Below are 14,080 nucleotides of genomic sequence, written 5' to 3'. Positions count from 1 at the left end.
TATCAACAAACATGGTGAATTCGGATCAGAGACGGATGCTTGAAGAACGCATCGCGTTGGCAAGACAGCAAGGAGCAAATCCAGCTGCGGTCATCACGAAGAATGACCAGCCGATTCAGATGCGGAGCGACCGCAGAGAGAGAAAACGAGCGCACGAAGGGGCGCCGTTATCTGGAGCCTTTGGCACATTCACAATCGATGCCGTCGAAGATTCATTGAGCAAACAGACGTCGGCCGAAATCGCCGGCAGTTGCGTGGACGGAGATTGGTCTGGGCACTTTTGAATGGCGTTGACGACCGATTCAGTGCTGCCGCCCGCGAAATAAACCGCGTCCCCGTCATGCCGGTCTGCGTTGCTCACGCCCTGCTGCTCAGCAGCATCGCATTCCGATCGATGGGGGTGGGCGTGGCAGCCAGCGTGCGAGTGGTCGTGCCCATGGTGACTAAACGGAACATGAACATGCGGAGCATCGTCGTGCGACGAGTCCGTCGACACGCCATGCGAGTGCGGACTCGCTGCCCATTGGGCAGCGAGAAAACCTGCTAAAACGCATGCTGTGATCAGTCGACGGTACATGTCCATCCCTAAGTGCCTAGACCCTAACAGTCTATGGCCCTCTGGAAAACTAGGCAACTCGGGTTGGTCGTTCCCAATTCCGCTGCTTTTCCCCTCACACGGAACCATCGACGCCGTTAATCCAATCCGACCAATAGACTTTTTCTTAGCAGCCTGCAATGACGCCGGCGATCGCGGCTTTGATCGTTCGTTGCTCTCATCGAGCGCTGGCGGCGGCGCTTCAACGCTGTCCGGCCCAACAGTTCCTTGGGCTACCGGGCTCCGGCGCCAGAAGCAATTCAGCCTCGTTCGATTGGTTCACTACCCGTGGGGCAGGTCAAGTTGCGCAGCCAGCAATGGCCTCGCGCGCCGGTGCGGCCGCCCAATGTGTTGCTGTAGCGAACCACCGCCCTGCCCCGCGATTGACAATAAATGAAAACTTGCACATGTTCGCTGCACTCCACGTTCGCCGCCCGGTGGTCCTTGAGCTTGGCCGTTTGCCCACTCGACAAATGCACCTATGACACGCACCAAAGAAGAGAAAGATTCGGCGCTGCGAGACGCTATTGTTCGTCGGGATGCCGTTCGAGTTCAGGCATTGCTGAGTGAGGGTGCAGACCTCAAGACTTTGGACGACGAAGGCAAGACGCCGCTGATGGTTGCCGCCAAAGCCGGAGCACCAGAAATTGTCGAGATCTTGCTCAGGGCCGGAGCTGATCCGACCCCGAAGGACAAGCTCGGCTATACAGCAGAGATGATCGCTTACTGGTATGGCGAGTATCGGATGGGCGCTTACACCGCCGAGAGCTTCCAGATAGTTGAGATGCTGCGGAGGATGGAGAGATGACGAGGCGGGCTAAGCGGAGCGCTGCAGCGAATTGCCGCGCCGCTCTGCGATTGACGATGAAGTACGCTTGAACACGTTCACTGCGATCCAGGTTCGCTGCTCGGCGGTCGCTGAGCTTGGTCGTTAGGCGTCGCTCGCGCTCCGTGAAACGAGCAATCAATGAACACCGCCATCGTTACCGAAGCTGCTCGTGCTGCTCTCAACGGATCGATCCCTTTCCCGCGGCGACCGAATTAAATCGGGGCTATCGCGTGCCGTGGCCGACGGATAGGCGCTTCCGCCCGGCAGGCCCGCAGCGGGCCCCGCTAGAGCCACTTGACCTTACGAAACCAGCGATATAGCAGGCCGCAGATGGTCAGCATCGCGAGGACGGCCACAGGGTAGCCGTAAACCCACTTCGTTTCCGGCATGAAGTCGAAATTCATGCCATAGAGACCCGCGATCAACGTGGGAACCGCGATGATGGCGGCCCAGGCGGCAAGGCGCTTCGTATCCTCGTTTTGCGCAACGGAGATAAGCGCGAATTTGGCCTCCAGAGCAATATGGGAGAGTTGCTCCAAATTGTTGATCAGTTCCGCAATTCGCACCACGTGGTCATGCACGTCCTGGAAGTACGGCTGCGTGTGCGGCGGAATCAGCTGCGATGTGCTCCGCGAGAGTCGGGCCAACACGTCGATCAGCGGCGTCACGGCTTGCTTCAGCCCCAGCAAATCGCGCCGCAAGTGATAGAGCCGGGCCGTCACGCTCCTGACGAACGTGCCGCTGAAGATCTGCTCTTCCAACTCATCCAATTCATCCTGAAGTGCATCGAGGATCGGAAAATATTGATCGACGATAAAGTCCATGAGCGCGTGGAGCACGAAGCCCTCCCCCTGCGCCAACATGTGGGGCGAGGCCTCGCAGCGGGCGCGGAGGCCGACGTGCGACTGCAACGATCCGTGCCGCACCGTTACCACATAGCGGGGGCCGACGAACACATGAGTCTCCCCGAATTCGATGCGGTGTTCGCCGTCCGCACAAAGTCGCGCGGTGCGCAGGACGACGAACATGGAATCGTCGTAGATCTCCAGTTTGGGCCGCTGGTGCGCTTGATGCGCGTCTTCGATCGCCAGGTCGTGGAGACCAAACGCTTGCTGAATATGAGCAAGCAGCGGCTCCGACGGTTCGTACAGCCCGACCCAGAAGAAACGATCGGAGTGACGCCAGGCGTCCCCTAAGTCGGGGATTGGCACGAACGCCACGCGCACGCCGTTGCAGTACGCTGCGGAGTTGATGACGCTGCTCGGCGGCGCCGGCGACGCGTGTGCGGAACTCTCGGGAGTCACGTTGTTGTCAGTCCTGGCGAGGTCATGGGCGGGGCCTGCTCCATGGTACCTCATTGGGGGCGGAGTTCAGAGCAGGTCAAGGCACAACGCGAAGCCCTCCGCATGATGTACCAACGTTAACTACGGTGAAGCCTCGGCGACGTCCAGAATGCGGTCAGGCCGGGAAACGCCGGGGGATGATGCCGTTGCCGACCAGGGGACGCGGCAGAGTGCGACGCTGTAATCGAGGGGCGAACCCAGCCGCCCGGAGCGATGGGATCGCATGCATCGACCGCGCCCAAGTCCGCGTCCTGCTCCTGGAAGCCAAAGCGATCGGCGATGATCCTTCAGAGGCGGATCTGTCTTCGATTGGCCGGCTGATGCTGAGCAAGAACGTCTGCCCTAACGCAAGGAAGGATCCGACATCATCTGCTAAACTAGCTTAAATGAAACTTGTCATCTCAAGTGTTCTAGCGATGTGCGGACTTGCGATGGGTTCCTTCGCCGGAGAGCCCGCGATCGATCCGCCCAAGGCCTGGCCCTTCGTCGCGCTTGGCGACGTCAAACCACCCGAGGTCCAGCACGCTGACCGAGTCTCCAACGGGATCGACAAATTCATCCTCGCCCGCCTCGAGGACAAGGGCCTCTCGCTCGCTCCCCAAGCATCCCCGCGCACGCTCGTTCGGCGGGTTTATTTCGATTTGATCGGACTGCCGCCGACGCCCGCGGAGGTTGAATCCTTTGTGAGCGACGCCGACCCCAGGGCGTATGAAAAGCTGGTGGACAAGCTGCTTGCCGACACGCGCTATGGCGAACGCTGGGCGCGTTTCTGGCTCGACCTGGCCCGCTACGCCGACACTGCCGGCTACGAAGGGGATCCTGATTTGCCAAACGCCTGGCGTTATCGGGATTACGTCATCGATTCCTTTAACCAGGACAAACCGTATGACGAATTCATCATCGACCAAATCGCGGGTGACGAAACGGAGGATGTTATGGGGGCGGGCGACCTCCCCAAGCCGAAGCCCGAACCAACCGTAGCGCTGACGTTTCTCCGCCTGGCGCCGTTCACCGAGCCTCGCGGCGATGCATCCCGCCACGAGCTGTTGAGCGAAATGACCTCCACGGTCAGTTCCGTATTCCTCGGCCTGACGATTGGCTGCGCGCAATGTCACGATCACAAATACGACCGCATTCCGACGAAGGACTTCTATCGCATGAAGGCCTTCTTTTCGACGGTCGCGATTCCGCGCCCAGCGGAGGGCGATGCATTCCAACTAGGCGGGCCGATACCCGCGGAGTTTTACCGCCATGGCGAGAAAGAATGGGCGGCGAAGCTCACGGCTCAGCGTCATGATGAGTTGAAAAAGCAACGCACGGTCATCGAGGAAATCGAAAAGATCGAGGAAGCCGGCAAGAGAGCGGACCCTAGGGTTGACCTCACCGAGGAACAGGGGCAGCGGCTCAAGGAAGCAAAAGGGCGCTTCAGATTCCTGGAGCAGGACATCTTGCGCCTGCAGCCCTATGCCATGTCGCTGCGTCACTCCTATGGACCTCCGTACGAGCCTGGCGTGCCGGAGTCCCGCGTGATGATCCGCGGCGAATGGAACCACCCTGGCGAGGTGGTCGAAGCCGGCTTTCCCAGCGTCATCGCGGGCCATCAGGATCCAGCGACGATCCGCCTCGATCCGTTCAAGCGCTGGCCAACCCGAAGCCGCCGGCTGGCGCTCGCCGAGTGGATCGTCAGCAGCGACAACCCGATGACGGCGCGAGTGATGGTTAATCGCCTGTGGGGTTGGCACTTTGGCCGCGGGATCGTGGCTACGCCCAGCGATTTCGGCAAACTCGGCGGGGGCGCCTCGCATCCCGAATTGCTCGATTGGATGGCACGGCAGTTCACCGCTTCAAAGTGGAGCGTCAAGGCCATGCACCGGTTGATCCTCAACTCCCAAACATATCGCCAATCGTCCAAACACACCGACCCCCAAGCGGAGGAGGCTGATCCCGAAAATCTCCTGTTCTGGCACTTCCGCTCGCGGCGCCTGGAGGCCGAGGCGGTGCGCGACGCCGTGCTGGCGGTCAGCGGGCGCTTGAACCCTGAGCAATTTGGGCTGCCGATTTTTCCGCCGCTCCCCGAGGGGGTGGCCGAGGCGGTCAGCTGGGATGAAGGCAAGTGGAATACGCAGGACGGGCCGGAGGGTCGCAAGCGTAGCATTTACATCTATCAACAGCGCTCGATGACCATGCCGTTGATGCAAACGTTCGACTCCGTGGTTTGCGATGGCACGCGCGACCGGAGGCAGAATTCCACCACCCCCTTTCAGGCTTTGACAATGTACAACGGACGCTTCGCCAACGAAGAAGCTCGACACTTTGCCGTCCGCATCCGCCAGGAGGGGGGCGACTCGCTGGCGGCCCAGATCCCGCTGGCTTTCAAGATCGCGCTCGGCCGCGAGCCAGCGCCTGAAGAATCCGAACGGATGCGGGCGCTCGCAGTATCGACCACGGCGGGAGATGGTCTGGCCGCCATTTGTCGCGTGCTGCTCAACACGAACGAATTTGTCTATGTCCACTAATTCCTTTAGACACGCGCTGCGGTCGCACGGGCATTGTCACAGCCGCCGGGCATTTCTCGGTCAGATGTTCAACGGCTTCGGCGGGCTCGCGCTGTGCGACCTCCTCGCACGCGAATCGCGCGCCGCTGCGGGCGTCGTCGACCCTCTGGCCGTCAAGGCGCCCCGGTTTCGCCGCAAGGCCAAGAATTGCATCATGCTGTTCATGTGCGGCGGCGTCAGCCAAGTGGATTCGTTCGAATACAAACCGAAGCTGAACGAGTTCCACGGCCAACGGATTCCGCACGTTCCGAAGTTCGCTTCCGGCGAATTGCAGGGGCGTCTGTCCTTTGCCCATCAATGCGTGGGGAGCCCGTTCAAGTTCCGGCAGCATGGCCAGTCGGGTCGCTATGTCTCCGAGTTGTTTCCGCATCTCGCCAAGCACGTCGACGACCTCGCGTTCATTCACGGCATCATGGTGGACAACCAGAATCACGGCCCCGCAACGCTCCACGTTGCCACCGGGAGCCAGTTTCCCGGAAGCCCGTCGGTCGGCTCGTGGGTACAGTACGGCCTCGGCAGCGCGAACCAGAATCTGCCGGGCTACGTCGTCATTCAGGACCCGCGCGGGGCGCCCACCAACGGCGCAGCAGTCTGGAGCAACGGCTACCTGCCCGCCGCCTATCAAGGCGCCTTGCTGCGCCCCAGCGGCGCCCCGATCGTCGATCTAGCGCGGCCGGAAGGCGTGAGCGCCTCGCAGCAGCGGCAGGAGTTCGACGCGCTCGCTTGGCTTAACCGCCGGCATCTCAGCGAAGGAAGCGCAGTCGACGAACTCGAGGCCCGCATCAGCGCCTACGAACTGGCATTCCGCATGCAGACGGCCGCGCCCGAACTCGTCGATCTCTCCAGCGAAACGGATGCGACGATGGCCCTCTACGGGTTGGATCATCCGCAGACCGCCGGCTTTGGACGCCAATGCCTGCTGGCCCGCCGCCTCGTCGAGCGGGGCGTGCGCCACACGCTCCTCCTGCATGGCGTGCAGATTGGCAAAGATAGTTGGGATGATCACGGCAACGTGAAAGACGGCATGATCAAACATAGCGGCGAGGTGGATATACCCGTGTCGGGCCTGCTGGCCGACCTCAAGCAGCGAGGGTTGCTCGACGAAACGCTCGTCGTGTGGGCCTCCGAGATGGGACGCACGTCGTTCGTCAATGGGAGCGTTGGGGAAAATGTCGGCCGTGACCACAACGGCCACGCGCTGTGCATGTGGATGGCCGGCGGCGATATCAAAGGGGGCGCCACGGCCGGCGGGACCGACGATTTCAGCCTTTGTGCCGCGGAGGAGCCGATCCCTATCCGAAACGTCCATGCGACGCTCCTGGATCTTCTGGGCGTCGACGATGAACTGTTAACCTACCACTACGGCGGCCGCATTCGCCGACTCACTGACATCGGCGGCGACGTGCTCGATCAGATCATCGCGTAGCCGGCATGTCGCCGAAACGGGCGGCGCCGTTCCAGGAAACGGATCTTGGCGCCGGCGCAAGCGTGAGGATTTCGCTGCGAAATCGCAGGAGGGCAAGCCATGGCAAAAGCGGCCGCGATTTCCTCATGCCGAGCGCGAGGTATTCTGGCGACAGTCCGATGACCCGGGACAAACCGGCCAGATAGCGCGGGCCGATTCAGCATCGGTCAACCGTGGCAACCTGCGAGCGCCGACGGCAGGTGACGCCCAGTTTGGCCGCGCTAAATTGATCAACGCTCGCCGCCCAACTAGACTTTGGATACGAAAGGGCCGGTCAATTCAACTGTTCGCGACAATCTGATGATGCGGCACACCTTGATACGGCTGGCGGCGTACGCCGGGCTCACACTAAAGCTGAGCACGCCCGCCTTTGGCGCAATTAGCGGAATTACGGGCCTGGGCGCTCCCGTCGACAACATGCAGCCCTCGCTGGCGCTGAACTATCTCGTGCGGGTCACGGGCTCCGACGAACTTGGCGAGGTCGTACCGTTCGCAGGCAGCTTTGCGCCGGCAGGCTGGGCGCTTGCCGACGGGCGGCTCCTGACGATCAATGAGAACGTCGATCTCTTCCAGCGGCTGGGGACCGCTTACGGCGGCGACGGTCTCTCGACCTTCGCCCTGCCTGACCTGCGGGGCCGGACGGCGGTACATCGCGGCGCGGGAGTCGGACTCACCAATCGGTCGCTCGGCGACTCGTTTGGCGCCGAGACGGATGTACTGATGCTCCAAAATTTGCGGTTGCACAATCACGACGTTCCTGGCGGCGGATCGACGGTGCCCGCCGGCTTTGAGCCGCAGGCGTTCAATAATTATCAGCCGTCACTGGCGCTCAACTACGCGGTCGCGCTCACAGGCAATGTTCCCATGCCCACGGCGCCGCAAGACCCGTCGTGGTATGGTCAGGTGCGCCTGTTCGCCGGCAGTGGGGCGCCCGGGGGCTTCGCGCCAGCCGACGGGCAGATTCTTCCCGTGAGCACCAACTTTGGTTTGCTAAATATCTTGTCTAATCGCTACGGCGGCGATGGCATTGCGACGCTAGCTCTCCCCGACTTGCGCGGCCGAACGCCGATCCATGTCGGCGCCGCCGGCAGCGGGCCGACCCACGCGTTCGCTGCCACGGCGGGATCGGAAGGGGTGACGATGGACTACAGCATCATGCCAACCCACCAGCACACGCTGCCCGCGCCTGCGTTCGCCACGTTGCCTCGGGGGGAGGGCCAGTCCTACGACAACATGCAGCCGTCCCTGACGCTGAATTACATCATCTGTATTCAGGGAAATCTTCCTTCGGAGAGTCTTGGGGCCGCCGAACCATTTCTCGGCGAAGTCGCCCTTTTCGCCGGCGGCTTCGCGCCGGCGGGCTGGGCGCTGGCCGATGGTCAGTTGCTGCCGACGAACTCTTTCGCGGGTCTCTTCTCAGTCCTGGGGTCGGCGTACGGGGGCGACGGCGTCTCGACCTTCGCGCTTCCCGATCTGCGCGGCAGAGCGATCGTCGGCGTCGGGCAGGGAACCGGGCTCACTCCGCGGTCTCGGGGCGACGCATTCGGCGCCGAGCACGCACAGCTGACTGTCGATCAACTTCCGCCCCACGCGCACCCCGTTTCTTTCAACGCCGATTTCAATTTCGATGGCGTCATCGACGGCGCCGACGTGCTCATCTGGCAACGCAACTTTGGAGCGCTGAATGCGCAGCGACATCAAGGAAACGCCGACCCAGACACGGACGTGGACGCATTCGACTTGGCGATCTGGAAGACTGAATTCGGCGGTCCTGCGTTACCACTGGAGAGTGTCCCCGAACCAACGACGCTGGCGCTCGCCCTTACCGCCGCGGGCCTCCTGTACCGAGCGAGACGGCCATTCGACCGGAAGGGCGCTTCAAGAGGTTGAATCACGCCGCACTGTTCGGCGCCAGCAAGGCTGAACACACTTGAGAGTGCCGCCAACGGCAGATGCGGCCGTCTCGCATCCGCCCAAGCGACGGAGCAACGTCGCGACGCGTCACGTCGGGTCGGGCTCGTAACTATAAGACTGCTCGTTCAAAAACAGCCTGTTGGTATCTGAATCGCAACGCCGGCCGTAAGTGTCGACTCGCGCCGGCGCAAAGACGAAGCAGTGGGACGATTTGTCATGGAATACAGGCCTCGGCACTCAAGTTGGCGTCGAACAATAGAACCTCTGTTGTGCCGACGAGCTTTCATCTGATGCCATTCTGCACTTCGGAGTCCGACGTGAGTTGTGACACGATCCGGACGGGAACCATGGGCCATTGGGCTGATGCAGACGAATGCCTGTAAACGACCTATTTATGGAACGTCAACTGGTCCAGGGGCCAGCGGCGACGAATTAGGCCGACGGATGAATTTGCGAGACGTGACGCGACAGATTCTCTTGCCGAACGCGGCGGCATGGTGACTTGAGGATGGCATTGACGACATCCCCATTCTGGCCATCGAGCAGCGCGCCGACTCCGGTGGTGCGAGGGAAGGAGACTTGCCGCGGGTCGAGGCCAAAAAGGTGCAGCAGCGTCGCGTGGTAGTCGTGGTGGGTGACGATGTCCTGGACGGCATGGTGGCCCAGCTCATCCGTGGCGCCGTGAACGCAGCCTCCCTGAACGCCGCCGCCGGCGAGCCACATGCTGAATCCGTAGGTATTGTGGTCGCGGCCGACGTTGTTCTCATTTTCAATGACAGGCAAGCGGCCCATCTCGCCGCCCCAGTGGACCAGCGTAGTATCGAGTAGGCCGCGCTGTTTGAGATCGGCGACGAGCGCGGCCGAGGGCTTGTCGGTCATCCGACAGATTTCCGGCAGAGATTTTTCGATGCCGTTGTGATGATCCCACGTTTGATTGCCGGTGAAGATTTGAACAAAACGCACGCCGCGCTCCACCAGCCGCCGAGCGATGAGGCAGCGCGTGCCGAACTCGCGCGTTGCGGGTTCGTCGATTCCATAGAGCTTGTGGATCGCGGCGCTCTCACGAGAAAGATCGAGCACGTCCTTGGCAGCGACCTGCATGCGGGCGGCCCGCTCGTAGCTTTCGATGCGCGCGGCGAGGTCCCACTCGTTCGAATGAGCCGCGAGATGTTCGCGGTTGATCGCGTCGAGGTAGGAGAGCAATCGCTGTTGGGCTTGGCCTTGTAGGCGCTGCGGCGGATCGAGATTCAGAATCCGCGGCTCCTGGGGGCGAATTACGGTTCCCTGGTAGAGCGACGGCAACCAGCCGTTCTGCCAGTTGTTGACGCCGCCCACCGGCAAGCCCCCGGGATCGGTGAGTGCGGTGAACGCGGGCAAGTTCTGCGTCTCACATCCTAGCGCGTAGGCGAGCCAAGATCCCAACGACGGGCGACCGGGGAGAATTTCTCCAGTATTCAGGGCGTTGATCGACTGATCGTGGTTGTTGACGCCCGTCTTCATCGAGCGAATCAGGCAGATGTCATCGGCAACAGCGCCTAAGTGCGGCACGAGTTCGCTCAGTTCCATACCGCACTGACCGTGCTTGCGGAACTTCCACGGGCTGGCGAAGAGCTTGGTACTGGCGCCGGCCGTGTCGTCGTATTTAATCTCTCCTGTGAAATTCTGCAGATGACGTCTGGTTAGCTCGGGCTTGGGGTCAAAGAGGTCGAGGTGGCTCGGGCCTCCTTGCATAAACATCGAAATCATCGCCGTGGCGTGCGGCTCGCGCGCGGGTGGCCGGGGATGCAGGGCGAACGAAGTCCGCTCGTTGAGGGGCTTGGCCGGCGCCGCCCGGGCGCGATCCTGTTCGAGCAGCCAGTTGAGCGCGAGGCCGCCCAACCCGAAGGCTTGCTGCGAGAGAAAATGACGCCGGCTGAAGTGGGACGCTGCCATGAACTAGTCCACGTAAAGAAAGCCGTTCGACATGACCAGGGCCTGACATAGATTCGACAAGGCGACTTGACTGGGTGTGGACGGCTCGGCTGGGGGGTCGGCTGCCGGATTGGCGGCGATGATCGCGGCTTGCGCGCCGAGAAATTCGAGTCCGGCCTGCAACTGGCTCGCGGATGGCGCACGGCAGTAGGCCATTTGCCACGCTCGCTGGAATTGCGCGGACAGATCGGCGCCGACTTCCCGCTCGATTCGCTCGGCCATCTCATCGGCTTGTTGCAGCACGAAGGCGTTGTTCATGAGCATCAACGATTGCGGGGCGTTCGTGGAACTCGCGCGTTGCTCGCAATTCGGCGACATCGTGGGTGCGTCGAACGTTTCCAGCAACCCGAGCGGCTTTGAGCGCTGCACTTGCACGTAAATGCTGCGGCGGAATTCATCTTCGCCCAGGTCCACCACCTTGCCCGTGGGCCGGCCGGACGAATCGCGGGTATCGGCGCCGACCACGACTTGCCCCACGTCGTCAGGGGTTATTGGTACAGGCGGGCCAAACATTTTAGCGGAGAGCCTGCCAGAAGTAGCCAGCAGTGCGTCGCGTAGCATTTCGGCTTGAAGCCGTCGCGCGGGCATGCGGCCGAGGAGCCGATTTTCAGGATCGACGGCGTCGAGCTCCGCCCGGTGCTCGGAAGATTGCCGATAAGCGGTCGACGTGACGATCATGCGATGGAGTCGTTTAAGTTTCCAGCCGCCGGCCATGAAGTCGTCGGCTAACCAATCGAGCAATTCCGGGTGCGACGGCGGCTGGCCAAGGGCGCCGAAATCGGCCGGCGTGGTGACTAAGCCACGGCCGAAATGGTTCAACCAAAACCGGTTCACCAGGACGCGGGCCACCAGCGGATGGCGGCCGTCCGTCAGATGACGGGCGTAAGCAAGTCGTCGCCCGCTGGTCGCAAGTTGCGGATCGTCAGACGCGATTGAGAAGTCTTGCGCGTTGAGTACCGTCAACTCGCCGGGGGCAATGTCCTGTTTGGGAGAGTTGAAGTCTCCGCGGGCGAACAATTTGGTGGCGGGAATCTGGCCGGGGATTTCGGTCAAACACTGAACGAAATCGTCGGCAGGCTTTTTCTTCGCCGCCGTTTCGGCGCAGTCGTCCCACCGCTTATTGAACTCCGTCAACCGATCGGGCAGATAGAGGTAGACGGTGCTGCGATCGACATTGAGAAACGGGTGCTGCTTGATCAGTTCTAATTGCGCGTTGCTGCGTTTGTCCGCCGCAGTATCGTGGGCTAATCGTGCGGCAGATTGCATTTCAGTCGGCAACTTCGCCAGCTCGCGTTCGAACGTCTGGTTCACGATCTGATCAAGTTCTGCATGGCGCTGACGGTCAATCTCCTGCAGATCGGCCTCCGCTGCGGCCGCTTGCTTGCGAGTTTCATCGGTCCACAGGCTGACAAGCCGTGCGTCAGGCGATCGCCAGTTTTTCCAGTCAAACGCTGGCTCGAAGATCGCGCGGAGACCATAGTAGTCCGCCTGCGAGATCGGATCGTAACGATGATCGTGGCACTGAGCACACGCGACCGTAAGCCCCAATACAGAGGTTGAGACGATCTTGATCGTATTGGCGATCACTTCGTTCCTGGCGAGATTCTGATCGACGGCGCCGTCGCTGGTGCCGTCGGGGCCCATACGCAACATCCCCGTGGCAATCAGCTGATCAGCCTGGGCAGCGGTAAGATTCTCAAGCGGCTGCGGCAAGAGCTCGTCGCCGGCGAGCTGTTCGACGAGAAAATCATTCCAAGGTTTGTCGCCGTTAAGCGAGCGGATCACATAGTCGCGATATCGGAAGGCCCACTTGCGGGGGGAATCCAACTCACTGTAGCCATTGCTGTCGGCATAGCCGACGACGTCGAGCCAATGCCGTCCCCAATGCTCTCCGTAGGCGGGCGAGCCCAGGAGCTGGTCGACAAGTCGCTCGTAGGCGTCGGGCGCACGATCGTGCACAAACTGCTCAACGGCCGATGGCGATGGCGGCAATCCGGTCAGGTCGAAATAGAGCCGCCTGATGAGCGTTGGCCGATCGGCCTCAGCGCCGAAGCTTAATCCTTTTACTTCTAGACCTGCGAGCAGAAATGCATCGATCGGGGAACGTACAAGTGCGGGATGGCGAACTTCCGGAACCACCGGCCGCCTGACCGGCTGAAACGACCAGTGACTCCGTTCATCGTCGCCAATCACGGGTCCCGTCGGCAGCGACGCAGGCTCCACTCGGTCAGTGTTCGCGCCCTGGTCGATCCAGCGCGCGAGGACTTCGATCTCTGCCGCCGTGAGCTTCTTCTCGCCCGGCGGCATGTCGCCAGCCACGACGCGATGGTAGAGCAGACTTCCGACATGATCGCCACGCGTGATTGCCGGTCCTGAATCGCCGCCCTGCAGTAAAGTCCGCACCAAGCGGGCGTCGAGCGATCCCTTCACCTCCTCGGCTTCGCCGTGGCAATGCCAGCAGTTGGCCTTCAGGATGGGCCGCACATGCGTTTCAAATTGGACCGCATCCGCAGCGTTGTCGGCCGCCCAGAGCTGAGCCGGAAACTGCACGATGAACAGTAATATCGGCACTCGCCACATAGCGCGTTTCGTCGGCGGAGACGGCCGGTAGTGATGAACCACTCGTTTGTCGGTCTGCACGAAGAAAAGGGGCCAAGCGATGATTCTACGAACTGGAGGCTGACGCCCTTGCGATGCGGGTTGCCGGATTTTTCCGACGCATCAGGGGGCGTCATCACCGAGCGCTGGCTATTTTATGTCGGCGTTGACTGCAATGAAAGCAAGGCACGGCCCCCGCATCCCTGCGAAATGATAAACCCTACGGGATTCCGAGCCCGGCGACGAAGGATCTTAAAAGAACCGAGACCGTGCGGCCCCCACAGGACGACTCAGGGCGGGACATGGGAGCTTACGGAGCGATAGTTTGGAGCTCTAAAATGACCACGGCTTCCGGAAATAGATCCCCAAGCCGTCTGGTTTCGCTCTGCTCCCTTCCCGATGCGACCGAACTGAATCAGGGCTATCGCGCGCCGTGACTGACGGATAGGCGTTTCCGTCCGGCAGGCCCGGAGTGGCCTCTGCGAAAGCCGCTTGCCGTCTCCTGGCACACGCCAGAGCACCAGTTCACCTCCCCGTTCGCGTACTTGTACTCCTGCTCGCCCAGCCCCAATTACCATCGATCATTTCCGCTAATTTTCGGCGTCACATGCAACATGTGACAATGCGGGCCAACGCCTGCCACTCCATGTGCTAAGTGGCTACTGCCGGAATCAAAGTAGCTTTAACAGGACTATGGCGATGCTGCTGTCGACACGCCCTTTGTGCTCAGGTCGGTTCGTCATTGAGTGCAAACGCGTCTGCGCGGCAGTCCAGTGTTGTCATCGTGACGACGCTTCTCGCGGCCGCGGC

The 14,080-nt window shown here is 61.5% G+C and carries 8 protein-coding genes and 1 pseudogene; 6 read left to right on the top strand and 3 right to left on the bottom strand.

Annotated features, from left to right (window positions below; all coding sequences use genetic code 11):
• Positions 1-35 precede the first annotated feature (35 nt).
• The 3 genes and pseudogenes from I41_RS13180 to I41_RS13175 all read left to right on the top strand — a co-directional run bounded on the left by I41_RS13180 (position 36) and on the right by I41_RS13175 (position 1,403).
• Positions 36-284, top strand: a complete 249-nt coding sequence (locus I41_RS13180) for a hypothetical protein (protein ID WP_145433132.1) — start codon at positions 36-38, stop codon at positions 282-284.
• Positions 285-772: 488 nt separating this feature from the next.
• Positions 773-955: pseudogene (locus I41_RS28620) on the top strand (hypothetical protein); the annotation flags it as partial.
• Between the two features lie 121 nt (positions 956-1,076).
• Positions 1,077-1,403, top strand: a complete 327-nt coding sequence (locus I41_RS13175; protein ID WP_145433131.1) for an ankyrin repeat domain-containing protein — start codon at positions 1,077-1,079, stop codon at positions 1,401-1,403.
• 305 nt (positions 1,404-1,708) lie between these two features.
• Here the strand turns inward: I41_RS13175 and corA are convergent, their stop codons facing one another.
• Complete coding sequence (corA, locus tag I41_RS13170) at positions 1,709-2,782, bottom strand: magnesium/cobalt transporter CorA (RefSeq protein ID WP_145433130.1); 1,074 nt, start codon at positions 2,780-2,782, stop codon at positions 1,709-1,711.
• Positions 2,783-3,153: 371 nt separating this feature from the next.
• Here corA and I41_RS13165 point away from each other — a divergent pair, with 371 nt between their 5' ends.
• From I41_RS13165 to I41_RS27745, 3 genes are all read left to right on the top strand, one after another.
• Positions 3,154-5,283, top strand: coding sequence for a DUF1549 and DUF1553 domain-containing protein (locus I41_RS13165; RefSeq protein WP_145433129.1), 2,130 nt, complete (start codon positions 3,154-3,156; stop codon positions 5,281-5,283).
• Positions 5,273-6,748: a DUF1501 domain-containing protein gene (locus I41_RS13160; protein WP_168206883.1), complete on the top strand. Its 1,476-nt coding sequence runs from the start codon at positions 5,273-5,275 to the stop codon at positions 6,746-6,748. The genes I41_RS13165 and I41_RS13160 overlap by 11 nt, the downstream gene beginning before the upstream one ends.
• 339 nt (positions 6,749-7,087) lie before the next feature.
• Positions 7,088-8,677, top strand: a complete 1,590-nt coding sequence (locus I41_RS27745) for a phage tail protein (protein ID WP_210420937.1) — start codon at positions 7,088-7,090, stop codon at positions 8,675-8,677.
• Positions 8,678-9,133: 456 nt separating this feature from the next.
• On the opposite strand, the gene I41_RS13140 is transcribed toward I41_RS27745, so the two are convergent.
• Complete coding sequence (locus tag I41_RS13140) at positions 9,134-10,633, bottom strand: DUF1501 domain-containing protein (protein ID WP_145433127.1); 1,500 nt, start codon at positions 10,631-10,633, stop codon at positions 9,134-9,136.
• Positions 10,634-10,636: 3 nt separating this feature from the next.
• A complete protein-coding gene (locus tag I41_RS13135; RefSeq protein WP_145433126.1) occupies positions 10,637-13,252 on the bottom strand; it encodes a PSD1 and planctomycete cytochrome C domain-containing protein in 2,616 nt (871 codons plus the stop codon).
• Positions 13,253-14,080 lie beyond the last annotated feature (828 nt).

The sequence above is a fragment of the Lacipirellula limnantheis genome (assembly GCF_007746075.1).
Taxonomy (GTDB): domain Bacteria; phylum Planctomycetota; class Planctomycetia; order Pirellulales; family Lacipirellulaceae; genus Lacipirellula; species Lacipirellula limnantheis.
Note: the sequence above shows the minus strand (reverse complement) of the source record. Positions and strands in the feature narration are given on the sequence as shown.